The sequence below is a fragment of the Nocardia sp. NPDC051832 genome, assembly GCF_040681285.1.
Lineage (GTDB): Bacteria > Actinomycetota > Actinomycetes > Mycobacteriales > Mycobacteriaceae > Nocardia.
The window spans coordinates 215,884-238,639 of the sequence record NZ_JBFAYL010000006.1 but is presented as its reverse complement, the minus strand read 5'-3'; the positions used below and the strand labels follow the sequence as shown (position 1 = coordinate 238,639).

Genomic DNA, 22,756 nt, shown 5'->3' with positions numbered 1-22,756 from the left:
GGAAAGCCGTGGTCCGCGCTACACCCCAGCCGGTCCGCGCCGCTGCCCTCGCGTCCCGGTTTCCCCAGCAGCTCGCCGGGACGTGAGGGCAGTCTCGTGTCGGTGCGAAACGGTGCGCCGCTGCCCATCGGTGGGAATTACATTGTGCCCCAGCGAAATAGAATGCACTCGTGCGCGAAGAGGTGAACCCGCCGGCAGTTTCCAGCTTGATGTTCGCGCGGCGCAAGCGGCTCGCGGAGGATGTCTGTGCCGAATTGCGAATGGCCGGTTTGCCGGCCCATCGCGAGGACGATGTCGAGTTGCATTGTTATGGCGGCGCATTGGTGGTCGCTCATCCCTCCGCTGAGCTGGATGTCAGCGTGGAATGGCGGCAGAGTGATCAAATGATCCGCGCCTCGATCGGGCTGACGGAAGATTTCGACGGCGAAGAATTGTTCGAAGCCGCGGTGCGTGTAGCGCAGGAGGCCAGCAGCGGCCAGGCGCCCGCGCTGCTACGGCATACCGGTGTGGTCTCCAATCAGATGACCGACGCGATGATCGCGATTCTGAACTCCGCCGGTCTGAGCGCGCGCAGAGTGACACATGGACTCTGTCCCTACCTGATCGGCGTGGAACTGTTGTGAGGGCGTGTCATTGCGCGTGGGTGTTCGGTATAGCGGGCGAAGGCCTGGTCGAGTAGTTCGGCCGCGGCGCGGGTGGCGAGCAGGCGGGTGATGGCGAGATCGGTGTCCAGTTTGGTGCGGGCCCGCGGCGAGCCGTCCGATTCGCTGAACCGCTTGCCCGCCAAGTAGAAGAACAGCGTCGCGGCATGCTGCTGTGCGATGCGGTCGCAATCGGCGCGCAGTGCTTCGATCACCTCGAAGGCGTCGGCGTCGGGTAGGCCGGAATCGATGAGGCGTGTTGCGAGATCGCAGCATTGGGGGATGGTGGTCGCGTAGGTGTGCAGCGGATCGGGGTCCATGTGCTGCGCCGGGGCCGGCTGGTCCGCCGCGGTCGGCGGGAGCTCCGGGATCTCGCCGGGCACTCCCAGGACGTCGGCGAGCCCGTCGCCGCGATCCCAGGCGTCGAGCAGTTCTCGGATTCCGTTGAGCCGCATGCCGCGTCCGAGCAATCGGCTGATGGTCTGCAAACGGTCGAGATGGTCGGAATCGTAATAGCCGATCCGTCCGCGCACCTCGGGCGAGGGGAGCAGTCCGCGCTCGTGGTACACGCGCACGCTGCGCACGGTGGTGTCGGCTGCCCGCGCCAGCTCGTCGATGGTGTACTCCGCCTGTGCCGCCATGACTCCACGGTAACCCGCGCAAGGCCCATAGAAAAGTGTTACGTAGTCGAATGAGCCGTTAAATAACGGTAACGATGCTTGTGTGCGGGGTCACTGGTCGGTTAGCGTGCATGTACCAGCTGAGCCGCTGGCCTTCCGGGGACTGTTCGAGCAGCCCTGACGATTTGCCCGAACTCTGGGCGCGCGCTTACCCGCGGTGCGTCCACGGCATCCCCGGAGACGGTTATGAGCACCATCGGCAACCACCTCGACGACGAGCTGAGAGCTTCTGTACCACAGGAGGTTTCCTCGGATTCGCCCATTGCGAGCCGGCGTCCTTCCTGTGCGGACGCGCCGGGCAACTGGGACCTAGACATCGGTACTCCGGACATCTGGCGAGCCGCCGTCGAGGTCTGTGCGAGCTGTCCGCTGCTAGGGGAATGCCGGGAGCTGGTGACCGCCTTACTCGAACGCGGCGAGGGCCCGCGGGCCATGATCTGGGCAGGTGTCGGCTACGACAGTCAGGGCAAGGTCATCGAGAATCTGGACCGGCACCGGACCGGCGTCGGCGATCTGCAACGACCGCTGCGCATCATCAGGACCGGACCGCTTGTGCCACAGCAGGAGTCGGTCGTCCCGGTGCCGCGAAGACGGCTCGTGCTCGGGCGTCGGCTGCGGCCGACCGGAACGGAGTGCGGGTGAATCCGGTGACGGCCCAGGCTCCGACGGTCCTGGCGCTGGAGATCGGATCCGCGCGCTTCGCGTCGTGCCGAATCTCGGTGGACGACGGCATGGCGGAGGTGGTGCAGCGGCCCGCCCCGACGAGTTCGCCCTGGATGACGTGCGAGGAGCTGATGCTGGAGGCGGCGGGCACCGAGCCGATCGCCGCGGTCGGCATCTGCGCCGCCGGCCCGATCGATATGGCCGATGGCGTGGTCGCCGCTCCTGGGATTCCGGAGTGGCGCACCGGGTTCGGCATCGTCAAGGCGGTCGGCAAACTGTTCGGCTCGGCTCCGGCGCTGCTCGCGGTGGATGGTGTGTGTTTCGGGTTGGCCGAACGGCATTTCGGTGTTGCGCGAGATGCCATGGACGCGTTGACGATCGATGTCTCGGACCGGGTGGTCGGCGGACTCATGGTGGGTGGGTTCGTGGTCGTGGGCCGTACCGGCAATGCCGGGCAGATCGGGCACGTCCGGGTGTCCGGGTTCGACGAAGCCTGTGAGTGTGGCAATCGGGGGTGCTTGCAGGCGATTGCCGCCGCGCCCGCGCTGGTGCGCTGGGCTGGCGAGCAGGGGTGGGCTGGGAATTCGCTTGCGGCACTGATCACTTCGGCGGAGGCGGGCGACCAGGTGGCCGTGGCGGCGCTCGGCCGGGCAGGAGCGGCGCTCGGGCGTGCGATCGTCGCGGCCGCCACGCTGCTCGATGTCGACACCGTGGTAGTGCGCGGCACGGTGGCAAGCGGCGGCGCCGCCCTGTGGCAGCCGCTGATCGCCGCGATCGGTGCGGAGCCCAAACTCAGTTATCTGCCAGGTCTGCGGGCGCGGGCTTCAGATCTGGGCGATGTCGCCGGGTTGATGGGCGCTGGTGTGCTGGCCTTCACCGCGCTGGGTGCGATAGCTCAAGCCTCGGAAAGCTTGAAAAGGATTGAGTGAGCCGTTATTTAACGGTACATTCACGGAAGGTTAAGTCTGCTGCCGGGGGTAGTGGGAAGAGCGCGGCGGCGAGCGCGATGAGAGAAGTGGTCAGTGATTCCGTGGGTCACAGTGGAAACCTTGGCGCCGCACACCATGTCGGTGGCCTCGGTCGGCGATCAACCCCGTGACTTCACCAACTGGGAACGCGTCCTGCAGCGTCAGATGACCAAGATCCCCGCGCTGTTCGACAACCTCAGCACCCGCGGTGTCGCCGAGGCGATCCGGGCAGCCCGGGAACGCTGCGAGGACGTCGACATCGCGATCCCGACCAACTCCGGCCCGCACCAACTGAAGATCCGGCTGGTCCTCGGACCGGCCGACGACGCACACGCCGTCCGGATCTGGCTGGGTCCCACCGCCGCGCCCGTCCCGCTGCTGCGGCCCGCCCTCGGCGCCATCTGGGATCTCGGCACCCAGACCCTGCGCCAGTCACAGGACGCGGCCATACCGGGTTTGCCCGCGGGCGAACATATCCCGACGTTCTCCATCACCGAGATCTTCCACCGCATGCCGTCGTTCACCCGGCACGCCGAACTGCTCGAACTCCTCTACGAACCGCGCCCGGGCCAGCGGCTGCAATGCGAGGCGGCGGTGACCACGAGCCCTGGTGCAACGAGCCGGTGGCGCATCACTGCACGCGCATCCGACGACGCCCAGCCCCGGACCGTCCGGTGGCTGATCGAAGACGTCCCCGACGCCGCCGCGCCGCCGGACGTCTCCGCACTGGAATGCATCGGTCTGCGCGAGGCGCACCGGCGCGCGGGAACCCACCTGGCACTCGTGCAACTCGGCCGCGCTGCCATCGCGCACTGGCTGACCGACCCCGCGCCCTGGGTGCGCTGGGACTATCTCTTCCGCCCGGTGGATGTCTTCCATCCCGACGACCGAGTCCGCTTGGTGGAGTTGGCGACTCGCTTCCGCGCGGGCGACAGCGTGGGCCTCACCGTGCGCGTCCTCAACCACGGCGGCGGATACACCCCCACCCTGCTGCTCCTGTATCCCTACCCGGGCCAGACCAACCGGCACCTGGCGATCGCGCAATGGGTGCGCGCGCCGGAACAATCCCCATTGCTGGACCCGGAACACCTATGGGCCGAACTGGATCGCCGCGGTGCGCCCATCGGCTACGACGACGTGGTCCGCGACTGGCTGACCGGCCGCAGCGCGGCCAGCTGAGCGACCGATACCAGGTATTCCCATCGGTGGGGAGAAAAAAGCCGCCGCAGGATTTCGAAGGATTACCGTTGGCGCACCTGCGCATTCGCTTGCGACGGGCCGACGGAAGCTTTGACCGCTGCGCTGGGGTGGAATGTTATCTGGACATCTGGTGCGGATACTGGGACGTATCCGAACAGCACTGACCGACGTGAGCAGAGCTCTGAAAGACTATGTGTCCGGGCTCGCGCATGCGATCAAGAAAGGCATCGCCGGACTACGGGACGCCGATTCCAAGGGGGCACGTAACATATGGAGCCACTCGGATAGGACAGCCGACCCGCAGGGGCATCGTGGCGATTCGCAGCCGGATCACCGATCTCCAGAGGCAACCAGCCCTGCCAACGACAGCAATACTCCGGGAACGGTCGCATACGCGCACCGGCTCGACGAGCTCGCGAAGGACCCCGCACATGGCGGCAAGGTCACGCCCAAGTCCAGAAGAGAGGCGGAGGTCGCGCTCGGGATGGAACGCAATGGTCAATTGAAGCCGCCGGTGACTCGGGCACAGATGGACAACGGGAAGGACACCGGCGATTTTGTCGACGGAGTAGAGCAGCACTGGGATATGAAGCAGCCTACCGACACCTTCCCATCGACCGCGGGACCGAAGGCGGGTCAGCCGATGCCACCGACCATGCGGGGAGTCTATAACTCACTGGATTTCGAAAGGATGGTCGCGGATGAGCTCGATACCGGCGAAATGGTCATGATCGATCCGCAAAACCTGTCGGCCGCTGGATTGCAGAGCGTGCGCCAGATCCTCGCCGGACACCCGGAATGGGCCGGCAAGGTTGTCATTTACGGATACTGAGCAAGTACCTTTGGAGGCGTGGTGGAGGAGTTCCGGGAACGTTCCTATCAGGTGCACGCGTGGCCTTCTGACCCGGCCGCGCGGACGGCCTTGGAGGACTACCTGCGTGTCCGCGACACTGATGACAGTGCAGAGGGCACGCTCGGCGGAGCCGGATTGGATTTCCGGGGTGCGGATCTGCGTGACCTGGACCTCTCGGACGCCTACCTGGCGGTCGCCGATCTCGACGGTGTGAATCTGGCTGGGGCCGACCTGGACCGCGCTACCCTGCTCGGTACTAAGCTGCGGAATGCGAATCTGTCCGCTGCCCACCTGCACAAGGCCGAGGCGGATGGGTGCGAGGCGGCCAGCGCAATCCTGGCCGGTGCCAACCTCTTCCGAGCCAGTTTCGTGAAATCCGATCTGCGCCAGGCCGATCTTCGAGGCTGTGAGCTGAGCGCCACGAACTTCCGGGAGTCCGACCTGCGCGGTGTGGACTTCCGCGGATGTCACTTCGGTCCGACTCCCACTCGCTTGACGGAAGCACAGCTGTCCGGTGCGAAGATCGCCGAAGCGCATGGAGAGGTGCGCGGCCCGATCTACGTCGACGCCGACCGGCTCTTGGGCGGCCGCCATTTGGAAGACTGGTTCGCTGCCGCCGGAGCACCTGAAGTGCACGTGGTCGAGTGAGCCGAACTGGCGGGCCCCGGGTGTCTTCCCGCCACTGAGAATGCGTCGCAGACCTCACTCCGCAGATCTCCCTAACATCTGAAGAGTGCTAAAAACTGCTGGCAGAGGGCGCGATTCAGGTCCAGATCTGTTGCACCAACTCGCGATCCGCCGCCGCCGCGACAATGTGGTGATCGCGGTACTCGCCGTGCTGGCAGTGCTCGGCGGCGGTCACGCGCTGCTCGACATGCTGTCCTCGGAACCCCCGGCGCCACCTTACGAGCCCCCGGCCAAGGTGGCGGGACGTGCTCAGCTCACGGGCTTCTTCGCCCGCGAATTCGTCACCACCTACGTGAGTTCCGGTGCCGCACAACAGGAGCGGCTGACCGAGTTCGTCGGGCTCGGGCAGCAGATGAGCCTGCCCACCGCGGGCAGGCAGGTCGCCGACGCCGAGGTCGCCCATGTGGCGCGGGCGGTTACCGCCGGGAACCTGGAGGTGTGGGCGGTGACGGTCGCCGTCCGTTTCGGGAAAGCGGGTGCCGAGCAACCACGCCATTACTACCGGGTGGGTATCTCGGTGACTGATGGCCGGTTGCGCGCCTTGTCTGCGCCCGCGGTGGTGGCCCCGCCCGCGCGCGGCGCGGACCTGGCTCAGGCATATGGAACACCCTGTGGCACTGAAACCCCGGTGGCGCAGGTCGCCTCGGGCTTCCTGACCGCGTTTCTGACCGGAGCCGGTGACGTCACCCGCTACACGTCGCCGGAGGCCGGGATCGTGGCGCTGCGCCCGGCGCCGTTCGCCGCGTTACAGGCGGTCACGGTGCAATCAGACGATTCCGGTTGCGGTGCAACAAGGTCGGAGGCTCGCGTGCTGGTGCTGACGACACCGAAGGCCGATGGCGGCGCGACGGCTCCGCTGGCGTACCCGCTGACCCTGGTCCGCTCCGGCGGGCAATGGCAGGTGCGGTCCATGGATCCGATACCGGCTCTCGCCGATCCGGTGACCGTGGTGCAGGGACACGAGACCCGGGAGCTCGCACCCAACTCCTCTGCCGGCACCAGCACGACCGCAGCCTCGACGACGGTGCGGATACCACCGGCGACCCAGAACTGACCGAGGAGCGCATCCGTGTACAGCTTGCTTCAAATCCTGCAGATAGTGCTGAACTTCGTCCGTTTGGGCGGGGTGGTCGCGATCGCGCTGATCGCCATCTTCACCGTCGTCACCCGTGCGGCACAGTCGAAACTGTCACCGGGGCAGACAATTCTGGTGGTTGCGTCTTCATTGTTGGCCGGGGTGGCGGTCTGGGTGTTGCCGAGCCTGATCAATTTCGTGCGGGCCGACTCGAACAGCATCGTCCCGGACTACCCCTTCATCGGATCGTACTGATGGGTGTGCTGGTGAAGGTGTACACCCCGATCAAGCGGGTCCCCACCATGATCGGCAAGGCGCACAACGGGCAGAAACTGCCGTTCGGGCCATACACGCTGCCACAAGCGGCCACAGCGGCGGTGTTGCTGCTGCTGACCGCGGCGGGCGCGATGGTGTTGCCCGCCAATCCGGCGGTGAGCTTCGGCTTCGGCCTCGGACTCACGGTACTGGTGGTATTCGCCGTCGGCCTGGTGCCGTACACGGGCGTCCGTGTGCTGTCACGAGCGGTGTGGTTGACCCGCCTGGTAGTGCTGCGTAAGCCGGTCTCCGCCTCGGGAATGCCGGTGACTTCGGATTCCGCGCGGGCAACGCTGTGGATCGAAGCGACCGAGGTCCTGATTCTCCCGAGGGAGGGCGTCGGCGCTGTAGCCGAACCTGTTTCCGTACCGCTGGTTCCGCTTGCGGGAGGGGATTGATGACGTTCGGACGCGACCTCCAGCCCTCCGCCGCGATCCGTGGCCATCTCCAGTTCACCCATGCCGGACTGGTCACAGCCACCTATTTCGTGAACCCGCTCGGATACGGATTACGCGGCGCCGGTGACAAATTCGAGGTCAAGTCGGCGCACCACGCCCTGGTGAACAACTTGCCCGACGGGTCGCTGCTGCTCGGTATCCAAGCCCAGCAGAACACCCTCGACGTCCTGAGCAAAATGGTGGAGGGTGTCGATCTCGAGGACTGTCCCGACTACGCGGACGAGGTCGTGGTCTCCTACCACCGGGTGTGTGCGATCGCGCCACGTACACGCATTCACTTGCTGAGCATTCCGGTGGGTTCGGCGAATCCAGGAAGCTCGGCATTGGCGCGACTGTGGCGGGGCGGTACGGCAACCGTCGACGCTACAGCTTTGTCACGTATGGACCTGGAATTCTATGAGAAGCAGGCGAATACGATTCTGTCCCGGATCGGCGGCGAATTCGATCCGGTACCGGTTCCGGCAGCGCTGTTCCAATGGCTGTGGGAGCACTATCTCGGGCGCGGCGCGGGGGGAGATCCGGTGGCGCCGACGCGGGCCGGCACCGTGGAAGACGCGACCGCCGCGGTCTTTCGCGCCGCGGCACTGGACGAGGGTGCGCAAACCGACAGCTCGCGACGGGTGCGTCCGTCATTCGTTCCGGTGATCAAGATCTTGCAACCGGATTCGGATTACGCGCCGTCCTATCAGGCGATGCTGACACCCCGTTCGTTCCCCTACGCGGGCATGAACTTTCCGGGCGGCAGCGAATTCCTCAATGTGGTCGAGGGATTCGACGGCATCACCATCGACTGGGGGATGCGGATATCGACCAAGCCGGCGGAGGTGGTGCTGAAGAACAACGAACTGAGCCTACGCCGGCTCGGTGAGCAGATGGATCAGCGCGACCAGGAGGTGACGTTCGCCCAGAACACCTTGATGTCGAAGGCGCAGCTGCTCGGCGAGTACAACAATCACTTCGAGGTCAACAGTGGCGAGTCCGAAGTAACCTTCACCACCGTCATCGCGGTGGGCGGCGCCTCGGCGGAGAAGACCATCGATGCCGTCAACGCGCTGAAGCGACGGTACAAGCGGTTTCAGGTCGAGATGACCGCGCCTGTCGGAGCCCAGGTCGACCTGTGGTCGATGCTCGTGCCCGGCAGCCCGCCGCGGCGAGCCTACGACGACTTCGCCCACATCGTGCCCTCGGATATGTGGGCTGGCTTCGTGCCGTTCGTGTCGAACCAGATCGGTGACGACAGCGGACCGGTGATCGGCGTCAATCTGCTGTCCGGCAATTTCGAGCCTATTCACTTCGGGATCATGGAGGCCGCCCTACACGACCTGTCGGCATCCTTCGCGGTGACCGGTGAACTCGGTTCGGGGAAGTCCTATTTCCTCAAACTGATGGCGGTGCTGGTGCACGACATGGGCGGTCAGTTTCTCGCGATCGATCGTAGCCAGGTAGGGGAGTGGGAGCACTTCGCCACCGCTATCGACAACGCGATCGTGATCGATCTGTCGAACCCCACTGTCTCGCTCGACCCGCTGCGCATGTTCGATCCACGGGTGGCGGGTGAGCGGACTTTGGACACGATTCTTCCGCTGCTCGATCTGTCACCGACTTCAGGGCCGGGCGTCGCCGCGGGCAGTTTGCTGAGCGTGAAGGGGTTGACGCAGCACGGTATTCGAAGTCTGCTCGACCTGGTTCAGGTAGCCGGCCAGCTGCGGGACCGCGCTGGGGCGGGCGCCGATTTCGCGGATCTGGCAGTGCGGTTGGAATCTCTGATCGAACGGGTTCCCGTGCTGTTCGATCCGACGTTGAAGCCTTTGCGTCTCAATGCCGCCGCGACCGTGGTCCGCAGCCACAAGCTCGCGCTGCCCACCGCCGAAGAGCTCACCACGCCGCACCTCTACAACAGATTGCCGCTGACCAAGCGACTCGGCACCGCACTGTACGAGCTGGTGGGCGTCGCGGCCAGGGAAGCCTTCCTGACCGACAACGGACGATTCGGGCTGCTGGTGGGCGACGAGGCGCACCATTTCACGCAAACGCAAGTCGGCGCGGCGGTTACCTCGGACTTCAGTCGCGATGGACGAAAACACCTGGCAGCCATCGGGTTGGCGTCTCATGATCCCGCAACGGACTTCCAGGGCGCGGCCCACAATCTGATTCCGAACCGGTTCGTCTTCCGGCAGCGCGATGACACCCTGGCACGTAACAGCTTGGCCTGGCTCGGCGTGGACCTGGAGGAAGCGCCTTACCTGGTCCAGATCTTGCGCGAGGAAACCTCGCCGCCGGTCGGCCCGGGGCGCCAGGTTCCGGAGGAACGTCGCGGCGAGATGTTCATGCGCGACGCGTTGAATCGGATCGGCCGCGGGAAAGTGTTCGGGCCGGCTAGAGCGGACCGGGCAGAAGCGATCAGCAGCACACCGACCTCGATGGCCGGAAGTCGTTGGCCCGCACTACCTCGCCGGGGCGCGCCGTGAGGTTTCGTGCCTGGATCGCTGCCTCGCGGTGGCGACGCCGAGTTGTCTTCGTAATGCTGGGCGTCGTCGGACTACTGGTGTTTCCTGGTGTGGTCGGTGCGATCGCCAGGGCCGCGACGCCGGAGCCGAGCGGCGGGGCGATCGGCAACAGTGCGTTGAGCTGGATGGAGATTCGCGATTCCGATGGAGTCGCGTTGGCGGACTATATCTTCGCGTCGAACTACAGTTTCCTCGACCCGATCGACAGCACGATCTCCCTCATCATCGATCTCGAACTCACCGGATACCTGACGATTGTCATCATCGGCATCTGGTTGATCGGCTACATCCTGAGCTTCCAGTGGCTCGACCTGATCGCTGAACCGCTACGTGGCGTCGCCGCACAGCTGACCGAGCAACTCGACACACCATTGCTGATCGCCACCGTAGTGACGATCGGCGGCCTCCTGATCGGTTTCTACTTGATGCGCGGAAAGTTCGCGGCCGCCACATCGCGGACCTTGTGGATGGTGTGCCTGGCGGTGTTCGCGCCGCTGGTTCTGGCGCAGCCGCTCGGTGAGACCCTTTCCTCGCACGGGGTGCTGGTGGTGGGCCGGGATCTGGGAGTGTCCCTGGCGGCTGGACTCACCGGGGACTCCGATCCAGATCCCGCGGGCCTGACCGCCAAGCTCCAGGAGCGGATGGCGAGTTCGCAGCGTTCCGTAGTGCAAGCCTGGAACTTCGGCCGTGTCGTGGACACTCAGCCCGCGTGCCGTGCGGCGTGGTCCTACGGGGTGCGGTCGGGGGATGCCGACCGGATCAAGGACGGCCTGCGTGGGTGCGGAGCCGCCGATGCCGCCGTCGCGGCCGACAACCCGGGAATCGGTCAGGTCGGGGCCGGCCTGGTGTTGCTGATCGCTGCCCTCATCCAGTTGGGCACGCTCTGCTATTTGGCTGTGCGCATCCCCGTCGCTGCCTGTGGCGGAATTATCCAAGGATTTCGCCTGATAATCGCGTGTGTGGGACCGGGGTACGCCGACCCGCGACTGGTGATCGGGCCGATCGTGCACGGTGGCGTGCTTGCCGCGCAGATGGTCGGGCACATCGTCGTCATCTGGCTGTGGTTGTTGGTCACCGAGAACTTCGCGCGGCAAGCAGGTCCCGACCAAGCCGCCTCGGTGCTCATCATCGGCGCGGTGGTCCAGGCGGGAGCGATACCACAGCTACGGAAGGTCAGCGCGGCCATACACACTCGTGGTGAATTCCTCACCGACCGAGTCGCGGCCGCGGTACGGAATGGCGGCGAAGGCTCCGGCGCTGGGGGCGGAGGCGGTTCTGGTGGAGGAATGGGCGCCACGAACGCAGGCGGTGTGATGGCCGACCTGGGGACACTTAACACCCTCAACTCGTCCGCGCCCTTGGCGTGGCTCCTGGCTGGAACCCCGAATCCGCTGAGTCCGTTGGCACGGGCCAACAAGATCAGCGCATTGGCGAATGCGAAAGTCGCGCAGGATCGTATCGACCAGTACCGGGAGAACGCTGTGAAGCGATCGCGGTGGATTCACGTCATCAGGAACGCCGCGGCTGAGCACGGCGGACTGAACAATCCACGAACAGCCGTCCGTGCGCTGGATGAACTGACCGATGAAGGCCTCCCGAAGGAAGCCTGGGTCCGGGCGCTGATGTGGGGCGGAATCCCCGAGAATAACGCGGTGCTGGCGGCCAACGCGCTCCATCTGCAGGGGAATCGGGCGGCGCGAAGTAGCCCGTTTGCCTTCAAACCCGCGCAGACCATCATCGGAAGCGTCGATCTCATCGAGCCGCGTTTGGCGAAAGGTAGCCTCCTGACATATGCCGAGCAAGCAGAATTTGCCTCGCAGATCATGGACGAAAACCTGGCTCCGCTGCTTCGAAGGATTGAGGGTGCGACGGTCGACAGGACGATGGTCGATCTGGTGCTGCGAAATGCTCATTCAGCCAAACAGTTGAGGGAAGAGCTGCTGAAGGTCGGAAACAAAGGCGGCACCGAGGCTGACGTATGGAACTCTATGGGGGCGGGCACAAGAATAACGATCGCCAAGGAGCTGAACGAGCGGTACAAAAAAGCGGCGCAAGATTTCGTACGCACTGTCCGCATGCACGGTTCGGTTCCAAAATCCGAACTTGGTAAGAAACATGCGGTGGAGGAAGCCTATAGGAAGCTGTTCAAGTTGCGGGATATGCACGAAATCCTCGATCACATTCACCCCACCCAAGGGGCGGACATCTATTCAGTTTAGAGGTGGGAAATGCAGGGGACACTGCCAGGGCGGCTCGGGAATGGAACATCCAAAGCGATCTTCGCCGCCCTGATTGCGATAGTGGTGCTGGTCTCGATACCAGTGTTGTTGGGTTCCGCTGTGTTGGGCGGCACCAAGGACTTTGTGAGCTGCCAGTGTGACAGTGTGGTTGGTCCCGATCCCTCGGTGACAGTGCGCCAGAGCGCCGCGAGCAAGTCATCGCCCTGCATGAAACCGGTTCGAACGTCCGGTATTCCGGCAACGAACCCGTATGCGGGACTGGCGACCGCCAGCGGCCCCCCGGTGTCGGGCTGGCTTCACGCCTGTGTGGCGGCCATGGAGTACGCGCCCTTTCAGCTCGCGCCGTTGCGAACCAGCGCCACCGGCATCGGAGTGGAGTGTGCTGGGAGACATGCGCTGGCTTTCGCGGGACACGAGTACCGTTCGGTGGCCACGGAGAGCGCCGCGGCCATGACCCGTGCAGTGGTGCACCTCGCCTCCACTGCGGTGCTCACCGGGCATTGTGCGAACGCGGACATTGCCGAGATACCGGATGCCGGTGTGGGGTTGCCCGTCGATGCCCGCGATGAACGCTGTGACCGACGCACGTACGGCATGACGGATTCTGTCGATCAAGTCGTGATTCTGCCGAGAACCATTGCAGCGCAAGGTCTGTGCGGCCAGCGAGTCGACTCGAGTGCGGTGTCGGCCGGTGACCTGGTCTTCTGGAGTTACCGGGATGGTGCGCCGACGCGCGTGGGCATCGCCGTCGACGACGAGAGAATGGTCACCCTGGAGGACTCCGCAGGTCGGTTCGTCGTGGCTGTGCTGCCGGAACGGAACGATGTCCGCGTGAAGCGGGTGCTGGCGGAGGCGGGGTGAGCATGCCGTGAACGCAACGCAGTCGGAATCGCAGTGGAGCAGTGCGGCATTCGCCGCGCCGGCACTCGATGCGCTGGCCTCGATCGCCAGCAGTTTCGGCCAGGGCAACCCGACCGCGCAGACAGGCACTCGCTATGTACCGCAGTCCTTCTCCGCCAGCTCCTTGGCTGTAGCCCATCCACCGGCCGTGAAGGGACGAGTCGAGGCGCTGGCACGCGTGGACCGGGAATGGGAACGACTGCTCACAGGTGCCGCCGGGGCCACGCTCGATGGCCGTCATCTGGTGAGCTCGCTGGTGGCGGAGGTGAATGCCGCATTGACCGCACTGGCTACTGTGCCTGACAGTGCGGCAGCCGGACATCGGTTCCTCGGGGTGTCGGACCGTGCACTGCGACGGGCGAGCGAGGTAGCGGAGCGCGGAGCGGTGTCGTCGAGGGTGACCTCGGATCGGGTGGCCGAGCTGTCACGCCGCTACCGGCCCGACCGGCGCACCAGGCGTCGAAGCATTGCTCCGGTTGCCGGCGCCGGCAATCATGGCGTGCCGCTTCGAAGACCGAGCGGTTCGCAGCGGCAATGGATTGATCAGGCGCTGAAAGTGCTGCGTGACAACGGCTATGACACGCGACGGATCGATCGAGCGGCGATCGCGGCGATCATTCAGCACGAATCCAGCGGCAATCCCAATGCGATCAACCGATGGGACAGCAACGCGGCGGCGGGCGTCCCCTCGAAGGGCCTCATGCAAACCATCGATCCCACCTTCAATTCCTATGCGCTGCCGGGGCATCGCAATATTTGGAATCCAGTGGATAACATCGTTGCCGGGGTGCGTTACGCAATCGATCGATACGGGTCGCTGGACAATGTACCCGGTATCGTCCGGCTGCGGCAGGGGAGGTCCTACGTCGGCTATTGATCGTCTGAAACATCTTCTCAGTATTGGCAATTCGCCGCTCAAGGTCTGTGGAATCTTTGTCTTTCATGGACAACCGAAATGATGTGCGGCCCGTGACCGGGCCCGAACTGGCGCACTACGAGCGACTGGCAAGCGAATTCGACAAGAACTGGTCGCACAGTGTCGAGTTCGTGTCGTGGATGAGCGCCGCTATCGTCGCCCGCTTGTTTCCGCTACCGGGACGCCACGGCTGGGCCGCGGATATCGGATGCGGGACCGGCCTTTTCAGTCGTGCTCTGGCCAAACGGGCAGCCGGGGTGCTGTGCGCCGACCCATCGGCCGCGATGCTCGGTCAGTTTCCGCCCATCCCGTCCTGTGTCACCTTGCAGGCGTCGGCCGAAGATCTGGTACTGGGGCGAGTCAAGCTGCCACACCACATCTTCGATGCGGTCCTGGTGAAGGAAGCTGTGCATCACATGGTGGATCGGCGGACCGTGCTGGTGGGGCTGGCGCAATTGCTGTCGAGCGCAGGGCGCCTGCTGGTGGTCATGGCGCCCAAGAGAATCGACCACCCGCTGTTCCCGGACGCGTTGGATCTGTTCGAACAGTTGCAGCCGGATCCAGAAGTTGTCGCGGAGGAGATGCGGGCCGCGGGCCTCGCAGTCGAGTTGGAGTATCGGAGTTACCGGTTGTCGATTCCTCGGTCCCGGTATGTGCGCATGGTACGCAGCCGCTATCTGTCTGTGCTGTCGAGGTTCGACGACGAGGAACTCGAGCAAGGCATCGAGGCGATGCCGAACCCCGGGGATTCGTTCGACTTCGTCGATCGAATCGCGTTCGTGACGGGGAGATGCGGGGTGTAGGGGCTTAGATCAGTCGTTTCCATGACTGGGAACACCTGATAATTGGACCGGGTGTGCCCTGAAGGACAAGACGACGACGTGCGCAGCCCCGGGTGGTGATTGCCGGACCGGTCTCATAGGTGGAAGGAGGAGCTCCGATGGCTTCCGGGTGGGATTGGGGAGAAATCGGCAAAGGTGCTCTGACCTTTGCCTTGCCGGTGGCGGCAACGATCATGTTTCCCGGAGTCGGTGGAATTGTCGGGGGTGCGCTCGCGAATGTCATCGTTCAAGCGATCAACGATGACGACGGATTCACGTTCCCGGAGCTCGGGCAAGCTGCCGTTCTCGGTGGACTCGGTGGACTGGGTGGTGGGCTTGTCGGCATGGGGGCCGGCAAGCTGATCGGTTGGGGCGCTGGAAAATTTGGAAAGCAAGGGCTCACCGCTGCCATGGATCCGGTCAAAGGACTGGGAAATCTGCGCAATCCGATCTTCACTATGCGACACAATTATGGCGCTATCCAGGGCGGCCAGACTTTCGCCCGGAATTACGGATACGGCGGGAAAGCGCTCGGAAGCGGGGTTGGTACTTGGTTTGCGCAGAACAAGCTTCAACCGAACGGTGCTGGTGGAGAGGCGTCGCCGGTCTGGCTGCCAACCAAGATCATCGGCAATGGTGTCGGAAAACTAGCATCGACCTGGGTATGAGGCGGCGGCCGTGGGCGAAATGAATTACTTGGAAATGCCGAACATGCAGTCGACCGACCCGCCGTACCCGATGGACTACAAATTTGGCGAGCCGACACGGCTGATGTATGAGGGGCTCCCGGGATCGGGCGAATATCCAGGGCTTCCGCAAATTTATCGGGGTGTCTACGATAGTTTCGGTAATCCTCCGAGGATGAATTTTCCCAAAGGGCTGAGTGTTCCCGATGGGCCGGACGTCAGCCCTCAGGTGCGGGCAAATTTTCGGAACTATGTGGCTACATCCAATAGGCTGCGGAGCGCTCTCCAGGAGTTGTCGGATGCCACCGGGAAAATTCCACCGTTCGTTGACAACATGCGCGAACAGGCAGAGCGGGCGCAGGAACTCATAAACACTTCCATTCAGACCGACATCAATGCGAAAGCGCCCACGCCGGCGCTGCCTGGCCAGCGGCAGGACGAGCATATGTGGGGATATATAACCGAGGGGGTCACGAAGCTGAGAGGAATCGCCGATGCTGCTTCATCTGTGTCGAAGGATGGCGCCGGAAAGATAGACGCCACGACTGCTCGTATCAAGGAACTGGAAGCGGAACTGAAAGCCGCCAGGCAGCAACTCAACGATCTCTTGTACCGATCGAGCCCAGGTGGGGGAGGGCTCGGAACGGGCGCTGCCGACTTGCGTAAGGATGCCACAGCGGCCTTGGACCGAGCTCTGGACGGCTTGCGGAACGTCGGGACGCAGGCCGCGAATTCGGGGGTCGGTTCGGGTCTCGGTTCAGGCTTGGGCGCGATGAGTTCGCTGCTGCCGATGTTGATGCAGCGCGCGATGGGGCAGAATCTGTCCGATCGTGATTTGCTGCGGCGGCGCAAGGAAGCTGAACCGAAGGCCAAAGCTGTACCCGAGCCCGCAGCTCCGCCGCAGCCCGGTGCGGGTGCGGCGAAACCGCCGGTCGCGGTGCCGAATTCGCCGACGCAGCCAGGAGCGTCCGCACCGGCGGGGCAGGGTGCCGGAACACCAGCCGGGACGCGCACGCCGGGACCCGATGGTGCGGTGGTCTACACCTTCCCCGACGGTCGCACGCAGAAGGTGTCCGTGGTCGTGGCTCAGGCACTGGACAAAGCGTTCGCGAACAAGAGCGGCACCGATGCTCATGCGGCGTACGTGGAGACACCCGCAACTTGGCCCAAGGTGAAGGGCAAGATCGAGGATCCGGGTGAACGGGTCGACCCGTATCAGTCCATGACCGGTGATGTCGCGGTGTGGGAGAACCGGTCGGCGTTGCTTGCGGTGTTCGGTACCGAATCCAGCGGCACCCTAGAAGTTGTCGTGATCGGTGAGCTGAAGCCGTTCACCGCCAAAATAGGGGATGGAGATGGGGAGTTCGGGGATTTCGCGGGGTTCTTCCATCCGAAGGGGATCGAGGTTGCGGCCGCAGCGAAGCCGTCGAACGCATCGTCCGCACCGCCCGAGCCCGCGGCTGCGGCGACGCCGCCGGCGATCGCAATGCCGACAGCGACGTGACAGGGACGCATAGGTATGGAGCTCAACGTCGACCCACGGGCGCAGGCCGATGCCGCTTCGGCCTTGGCGCGGGTACTCGCCCAGACCGAGGCCGCGATTCCGTCCGGTCAGGTCGTGCCGGCGGGTGTGGACCGGACGTCGGCGGTGGAGGCGCCCCGGTTGGACGCGCGGGCGGGCTCGGACCGCCAGGCCTTGACTGATCTGTTGGGTGGCGCCCACCGGACCGCGCACGATATCGGCAAGGCCGCACAGGAATACAGTCGCGCCGATGACGACGGTGCGCGCTTGATCGGCGGTGCGGGCGCGGATCTCCTGAGCAACCCCGTTCCGGAGCCTGGGCCCGGGCGGCTGTGGGCGGGACCGATTGCGATCGGTCCGGCGGCCGGCGTCCCGGTCGACATGCTGACCTACGCACGGCAGTTGCGCGCAGGCCCTGGGCCGACCGCGTCAGCGGAGTTCGCTCGGGATATCCGCGCGTTCCTCGCGGGTCCCTTCGCTGCGGCTAACGATCAGCTGACGGTGACGCAGAACGTGCTCCGAGCTTGGACCCCACACGGATACGCGGCGGCCGAGGAACTTTCACGCTACGGCACGCAACTCGGCGAGGCCGGTATGCGCTTCGCGGGCGTCGCCGACGACATCGACGCGTACCTGCGGGACTTCGAGACCGCGAAGGACAAGCACCCCACCCCGGACGAGATCCGCGCGGTGCGGGAAAAGCTGCTGGCGGCGGTCCGGGCCGACGACGAAGTCGCAATACAGAAGGCGCTGGCCGAGTTCCGGGAGTTGCATGCCCGCTCAGCGGAGACGGCCGGCGCCTACGAGAGCGCGGTGGCGAGCCGGAGTCCGGCGGACGGGCAGAACGGTGGCGGCGACGCCAGCGCGCTCAGCTCGATGCTGCCGTTGATCAGTGCTTTGAGCTCGGCCGGTCAGCAGCTTGCCCCGGTCGATGACCCCTACCTCGAAGAGGGACTCTACGACGACGAATACCCCTACAGCCCAGCCTCTCCCGGCTATTACCCATCGGGTACGCCCGCCGCCGGACCGGTGGCCGCGCAGACAGTCCTGCCCGCCGCCGCGGTGAGCGCAGCGGCCTCCACGACGGGTGCGAACTTGCCGAGAGCCGCCGCTGTCGAACCGCGCGCAAGCCTGCCCACCAGCTCGGCGATGCGCAGCACCGGCATGCCGTATATGCCGTACGCGCCGATGGCGCCAGGTATGGGCCAGGGTGCCGGACCGAACAACGAACGCAACCGAGTCGTCGCCTGGCATCCGGATCGCCTGATGTATGTCGACGACACTCCGCATACCGACCTCGTCATCGGCGAAAGACCAACCATCGCACCGACAGTGACACCGCCGACTCCGGCGCCGCAGTCGCCCACCCGTTCCGGAGGTACCGCATGAGTTCGATTCACCCCGAGGTGCAAGCTGCCCTCGACATGGCGCGCGACCTGCGTAACCGCATCGCCGATCTGCGGGAGCGGATCGATCAGGTCCGGGCCCGCCGTCCATCACCGAGCGGTGCGGTCATCCCCGAGGTCGACGCGATGGGGCGGCTCACCGGTTTGTATCTGGCGCCGGGAACGGCGGCTCGGTTCACCACAGCCGAACTCACCGCGGAGATCATGGCGGCGATCGGGGAGAGCACCGCCGACGCGGCACGCCAGCATCACGCGATCATGAACGACTCGATCCCGTCGGATCTCATCGATGCCGCCGACCCTGCGGCGGCCCCGTCATGACCGAACCCGCTGCGGTGACCGTCGCCGAGACTGTGCGGTGGCTGCACGAGGAGGGCTTGGCCCGATTGGCCGGTATCGCGCAGCGAATGCCGAATCCGTTGTGCGCGTACACCATCGATGTGGCGACCGGTTCGGTGACCGGTCATCCGGTCACCGGAGTCGGGCTGGGCTCCGATGTGCTTACGCTGACCGCTGACGACCTGCCGTACCCGGTGGGTACTTCAAAACGGCTTGTCGTCGTGGGAGTCACGCTCACGGAGAGCATCCTGGTCGTGGACCTAGCTGTGGCGCAGAATATTTCGGTGAACGCCTTCGACCCGGTGCGGATCATCCGCTCCTGGGTGGCGCAGTTGCTACTGAACCGTGAGGTCGCGCTCACCACCAACAGCGCGGATTTCGCGGTCCCGGCGGGGGATCGGTGTGTACACGCGTTTCTGCCGGGCACGGGCGGCACCGTGATCAATGTCGACGACCGCCACCCTCCGATCACCACGATCGCTTTGAACTCCAACTCCGACGGTCCCGACCACCTCGACGTGGATGCCGATGGCGTCGGCGAGATGTACCTGGGTGCAAGGTACTGGGCGCTCCGGACGGTCTTCGGCGTGAACGAGCCGGTCTGGGCTGCCTTGACCGAGACACTGGATGACAGAACACATTTGGAGCGCAGCACATGAGCGAGATACCCGGCGAGCCGGATTTCGAAGACCAGAACTCCGAGGAACCTGATTGGCGTGCGATGTCCTACGAGGTGTTCAATCCGGATCACACCGTCGGAGTGGCCTGTGACCGCGAAGGTCAGGTGCGGGGACTGCACCTGACCGACGCCGCGCGCGACCAGGGTGACTCCTGGCTGTCCGCCGAGATTCTGCGGATCACCACCCTGGCGCACATGAAGTCACGGGTAGGTCTGCGGGCCGAAATGGAGTACAAGGGCGTGCCGTCCTACACCGTCGACGCGTTCGATTTGCCCACGGAGGCAGCCTATCTCGCGGCCGAGCGCGCCGAGTTCAGCCAGCCGGAGTGAACGATCCGGTGCTGGATATCGATGATCCCGCAACTGTTCTGGCGAACGTCGAGCGCCTCGGCGCTGCCTTGGCGGCGCACGCGGACGAGGTCCGGTCGACGACCGCGCGGTTCGTTGTGCAGAACAAGCCTGCCTCCACCCTGGACGAAGACCTGCTCGCGGTTCGGGATGCGCTGTCCGAGCGTTTATGCGCCTGCGCGGCCGCGCAGGAACAACGCGCGGACCGCTCGGTCGCCGCCGTGCGGGCGGCGCTCGCGGCGCTCATCGCGGCAGACGAACTGAATGCCAAGGCAATCCGAATGTGACCGGGGAGCGGCGAGCCGAGGACTCCTATCGCGACGCGATACTGCGCGGGCAGTGGCCGGCGATCTCGCCGGAGGACTGGCGGCAGCTGGAATCGGTGGCCCGCACGACGGCCGGCGACCTGCGCCGCGATACCGAAATCGATAGTGCGCGGCGAGCATTCGATGCGTCGGTACGCGCGAGCGCGGGCCTGGAAGCCCTCGGCGATGACCTGCGCGGGCAACAACGGCGATCCGAAACCCTGAGCTCGGCGCTGGACGCCACGGGTAACGCATTCGGTCAGTCAGCCGAGCTGGTGCGCCGCACGCGACACCAGATGCTCGACATCCTCGACCGGGCGCTGCGAAGAATCGCCGCGGCGGAGCAATCACCGGCGGATATCGAGTCCATTCTCCGACAGGCTGGCTCGGAAGTCGCCGACGTCGCGGCCACCGCCCGTCGTCACGTCGCAGGGATCGCGCAACCAGCGCTCATGTTGCTGGCCGACTTGCTCGGCGGGCCGGGACGGCAGATAGCGCAAACCCCGGTGCCCGGCTGGCGCCCGGCACCCGGCGGGTCGGAGCTGCAGCCGACGGGCGGAGCGACGCAACCATTGCCCGCTTTCAGCCAGACTCCGGTCGCCGGTGACGTGCGCGAGGGCAGCGGCCCTGGGGCGATGTCGCAGGCTCTGATCGGACCGGTCGGAAGTTTCGAGGAACCGGAATCGCCTGGGCGAGAACGCTATCAGCCGCCGTTGGCGGGTGGCGCGACCAACTCGGGGGATCGGATCGACGACGCTGGGCGGCCGGTTTCGCAGAGTGAGCCGACGACTTCTGCTCGGGAGCAGCGCGAGAACGAGTCGGTGGGCGTGGCGCCGGAGCTGGGTGCGCCGGGCGTCAAGACCGACCCGGTGCTGGGCCCGCCGCCGATGATCGGTGCCGGCATCCCGCCGAACCTCGCTCAGGCCCCGGCTGCTTCGTCGCCCATCCGGCCGGCGGGCGCGGCAGCAGGTAATCTGCACCCGGGTCGTGGGGCGGTGGATGCTCCGAGGCACGACGGACGAGAACGCATCGCGGCCGTCGCGCCGACCGGGACAGGGCAACCCGGCCAGCTCTCGCGCGGCGGAGCGGGCGTCCACGGCCCAGCCGCGAATGAGGGCAGCGACGCCACCCTGCGCGATGCGCTCGGGGCGGCGATGCTGGCTGCGGCCGCGCCGAACTTCGTGATCGGCGATGACGTCGATGCCGATCTGGTCCTGGTGCGGACGCTACTCAGCGGTGTGCTTGCGGCCGTCGGCACCGGCACGCTTGGGCTCAATTGGGCAGTGTCGGCCATGCGGCACCCGGCCGGCGTGAGCGTTTTCGTCACCTCGAACGAGGGGCGGAGCTGGCTGCCGCGGGGGTTGTATCTGCCGCGCGAGCTCTCGGTGCCCTGGGCGTGGGAGAGTGCGGACACCGCGGGCTGGGACAGGCACCCTGATCCGGCATGGATCCTGCTCGAGTTCGGCGAGTTGGTGCGGCGTGAGCGGGGCGCCCGGCTGACGGCGCTCGCCTCGTCGGAGCCGATCGGCATCGGTTTGCGCCAGCGACTCCGCGACGTTCCATGGGCCGGTCCGCTGCCGGGGCCGACGACGGTCGACTTCAGCGCTCCAGCACCAGGTTTGGTGGATCGGCTGGGGCTGGTAGGGGCTGCGCGCCTCTTGGCGGATGTAGCCCGGACGCCGACCGCGAACATCGCTGCCGAGATCCTGGCTCTGGCCTCGGACGCCCACGCTCGGGCCGAACCGATGGGTTCGGCCTATTCGAAAGAGAACGGGCTGCACCAACTTCGGCGACGGATCCTGGACGCATACCACGCGGGCACGCCGATCGCGGCGGCTTGGTGGGATGAACTCGAGGACGCGGATATTCTGCTCACCGCGACCTTGCGCACGCATCGGGCTGACTTGGGGAGGCGTGTGTTCGGCCGAGCTGTTGCCAACGAATCAGGCACTGGCACAGCCAATGCCGATGTGGCCGTGCTCTACGAACAGGTCTGCGAGCGCCGGCGCAACGAACTCGTCCTGCTGCTGTCCGAGGATCCGTCACGGCAAACCCTGCGCGACGCCGTCTACGCGCACAGTCAGCTACTTCCCGCCGCCGGCCAGGACAACGCCGCACAAGCTGTCAGGCCGAGATAGGTCCCTGCTCCCGGCGTTGGGAAGGCTCGACAATGAGGTCCACTGGGGATGAAAGGACACGTGTGCCATGGTGAACCTCCGAGTCGACACCGACGACTGGCGGCGGCACGGCGCGGAACAGGACGCCGCGGCCGCGCAGGACCGAGCCATGAAGGCTCCACCGGCGGAGCTGGAGGCGTTTCCCGCCGAGTGCGGAAACGTCGCGCACGCACTGTATGTCGCGCTGTGCGGATTCTATGAATGGCGTGCCGAGGAAGGTGAGGCGAACGCCGTTGCGCGGGAGGGAATCGCCGCCGGCAGGCGCAGGGGCGCTGACGCGTATGACGAGACCGACAGCGAAATGTCGGCAAATATCCGGGCCATCGACCGCGAAATGCAGGGTACTCGGCCGTATTAGCTACAACGGCGT

24 protein-coding genes are annotated in these 22,756 nt (G+C 65.4%); 23 read left to right on the top strand and 1 reads right to left on the bottom strand.

Features of this window, described 5'->3' with window-relative positions; all coding sequences use genetic code 11:
• Positions 1-170 precede the first annotated feature (170 nt).
• The gene (locus AB0M14_RS33560) at positions 171-623 is read left to right on the top strand and encodes a hypothetical protein (RefSeq protein WP_365002690.1); all 453 of its coding nucleotides are present in this window, start codon (positions 171-173) and stop codon (positions 621-623) included.
• Here AB0M14_RS33560 and AB0M14_RS33555 read toward each other — a convergent pair.
• Positions 596-1,282, bottom strand: a complete 687-nt coding sequence (locus AB0M14_RS33555) for a MerR family transcriptional regulator (RefSeq protein WP_365002687.1) — start codon at positions 1,280-1,282, stop codon at positions 596-598. The two genes, AB0M14_RS33560 and AB0M14_RS33555, sit on opposite strands and share 28 nt — an antisense overlap.
• 225 nt (positions 1,283-1,507) lie before the next feature.
• Between AB0M14_RS33555 and AB0M14_RS33550 the strand changes: the two genes are divergently transcribed.
• From AB0M14_RS33550 to AB0M14_RS33445, 22 genes are all read left to right on the top strand, one after another.
• Positions 1,508-1,963 carry a hypothetical protein gene (locus AB0M14_RS33550; RefSeq protein ID WP_365002684.1) on the top strand — a complete coding sequence of 152 codons (456 nt, stop codon included), beginning with the start codon at positions 1,508-1,510 and terminating at the stop codon, positions 1,961-1,963.
• On the top strand, positions 1,960-2,913 hold the full coding sequence (locus AB0M14_RS33545) for an ROK family protein (RefSeq protein ID WP_365002681.1): 954 nt from the start codon (positions 1,960-1,962) through the stop codon (positions 2,911-2,913). Before AB0M14_RS33550 ends, AB0M14_RS33545 begins: the two co-directional genes overlap by 4 nt.
• A gap of 93 nt (positions 2,914-3,006) precedes the next feature.
• Complete coding sequence (locus tag AB0M14_RS33540) at positions 3,007-4,131, top strand: GAF domain-containing protein (RefSeq protein WP_365002678.1); 1,125 nt, start codon at positions 3,007-3,009, stop codon at positions 4,129-4,131.
• Between the two features lie 190 nt (positions 4,132-4,321).
• Positions 4,322-4,984 (top strand): hypothetical protein, encoded by a 663-nt coding sequence (locus AB0M14_RS33535; protein WP_365002675.1) that lies wholly within the window; start codon positions 4,322-4,324, stop codon positions 4,982-4,984.
• Positions 4,985-5,002: 18 nt separating this feature from the next.
• Entirely contained in the window at positions 5,003-5,653 is a 651-nt protein-coding gene (locus AB0M14_RS33530; protein WP_365002672.1) for a pentapeptide repeat-containing protein, read from the top strand.
• Positions 5,654-5,783: 130 nt separating this feature from the next.
• Entirely contained in the window at positions 5,784-6,746 is a 963-nt protein-coding gene (locus tag AB0M14_RS33525; RefSeq protein WP_365002669.1) for a conjugal transfer protein, read from the top strand.
• 15 nt (positions 6,747-6,761) lie between these two features.
• Positions 6,762-7,022 (top strand): hypothetical protein, encoded by a 261-nt coding sequence (locus AB0M14_RS33520; RefSeq protein WP_365002666.1) that lies wholly within the window; start codon positions 6,762-6,764, stop codon positions 7,020-7,022.
• Positions 7,022-7,480 (top strand): hypothetical protein, encoded by a 459-nt coding sequence (locus AB0M14_RS33515; RefSeq protein ID WP_365002663.1) that lies wholly within the window; start codon positions 7,022-7,024, stop codon positions 7,478-7,480. The genes AB0M14_RS33520 and AB0M14_RS33515 overlap by 1 nt, the downstream gene beginning before the upstream one ends.
• Complete coding sequence (locus tag AB0M14_RS33510; RefSeq protein ID WP_365002660.1) at positions 7,480-10,008, top strand: ATP-binding protein; 2,529 nt, start codon at positions 7,480-7,482, stop codon at positions 10,006-10,008. Before AB0M14_RS33515 ends, AB0M14_RS33510 begins: the two co-directional genes overlap by 1 nt.
• Before the next feature lie 53 nt (positions 10,009-10,061).
• Positions 10,062-12,266 (top strand): hypothetical protein, encoded by a 2,205-nt coding sequence (locus tag AB0M14_RS33505; RefSeq protein WP_365002657.1) that lies wholly within the window; start codon positions 10,062-10,064, stop codon positions 12,264-12,266.
• Positions 12,267-12,275: 9 nt separating this feature from the next.
• Complete coding sequence (locus AB0M14_RS33500) at positions 12,276-13,148, top strand: hypothetical protein (RefSeq protein ID WP_365002654.1); 873 nt, start codon at positions 12,276-12,278, stop codon at positions 13,146-13,148.
• A 7-nt stretch (positions 13,149-13,155) separates the two neighbouring features.
• Positions 13,156-14,064: a transglycosylase SLT domain-containing protein gene (locus AB0M14_RS33495; RefSeq protein ID WP_365002651.1), complete on the top strand. Its 909-nt coding sequence runs from the start codon at positions 13,156-13,158 to the stop codon at positions 14,062-14,064.
• A 23-nt stretch (positions 14,065-14,087) separates the two neighbouring features.
• On the top strand, positions 14,088-14,906 hold the full coding sequence (locus tag AB0M14_RS33490; RefSeq protein ID WP_365002648.1) for a class I SAM-dependent methyltransferase: 819 nt from the start codon (positions 14,088-14,090) through the stop codon (positions 14,904-14,906).
• Positions 14,907-15,043: 137 nt separating this feature from the next.
• Positions 15,044-15,592 (top strand): hypothetical protein, encoded by a 549-nt coding sequence (locus AB0M14_RS33485; protein ID WP_365002645.1) that lies wholly within the window; start codon positions 15,044-15,046, stop codon positions 15,590-15,592.
• 10 nt (positions 15,593-15,602) lie between these two features.
• Complete coding sequence (locus tag AB0M14_RS33480) at positions 15,603-17,114, top strand: hypothetical protein (protein ID WP_365002642.1); 1,512 nt, start codon at positions 15,603-15,605, stop codon at positions 17,112-17,114.
• A gap of 15 nt (positions 17,115-17,129) precedes the next feature.
• Complete coding sequence (locus tag AB0M14_RS33475; RefSeq protein ID WP_365002639.1) at positions 17,130-18,521, top strand: hypothetical protein; 1,392 nt, start codon at positions 17,130-17,132, stop codon at positions 18,519-18,521.
• A complete protein-coding gene (locus AB0M14_RS33470; RefSeq protein WP_365002636.1) occupies positions 18,518-18,859 on the top strand; it encodes a hypothetical protein in 342 nt (113 codons plus the stop codon). The genes AB0M14_RS33475 and AB0M14_RS33470 overlap by 4 nt, the downstream gene beginning before the upstream one ends.
• On the top strand, positions 18,856-19,536 hold the full coding sequence (locus AB0M14_RS33465) for a hypothetical protein (protein ID WP_365002633.1): 681 nt from the start codon (positions 18,856-18,858) through the stop codon (positions 19,534-19,536). The genes AB0M14_RS33470 and AB0M14_RS33465 overlap by 4 nt, the downstream gene beginning before the upstream one ends.
• The gene (locus AB0M14_RS33460) at positions 19,533-19,886 is read left to right on the top strand and encodes a hypothetical protein (protein ID WP_365002630.1); all 354 of its coding nucleotides are present in this window, start codon (positions 19,533-19,535) and stop codon (positions 19,884-19,886) included. Before AB0M14_RS33465 ends, AB0M14_RS33460 begins: the two co-directional genes overlap by 4 nt.
• Entirely contained in the window at positions 19,883-20,191 is a 309-nt protein-coding gene (locus AB0M14_RS33455; protein ID WP_365002627.1) for a hypothetical protein, read from the top strand. The genes AB0M14_RS33460 and AB0M14_RS33455 overlap by 4 nt, the downstream gene beginning before the upstream one ends.
• Positions 20,188-22,347: a hypothetical protein gene (locus AB0M14_RS33450; RefSeq protein ID WP_365002624.1), complete on the top strand. Its 2,160-nt coding sequence runs from the start codon at positions 20,188-20,190 to the stop codon at positions 22,345-22,347. The genes AB0M14_RS33455 and AB0M14_RS33450 overlap by 4 nt, the downstream gene beginning before the upstream one ends.
• 67 nt (positions 22,348-22,414) lie before the next feature.
• A complete protein-coding gene (locus AB0M14_RS33445; protein WP_365002620.1) occupies positions 22,415-22,744 on the top strand; it encodes a type VII secretion target in 330 nt (109 codons plus the stop codon).
• Positions 22,745-22,756: the final 12 nt, after the last annotated feature.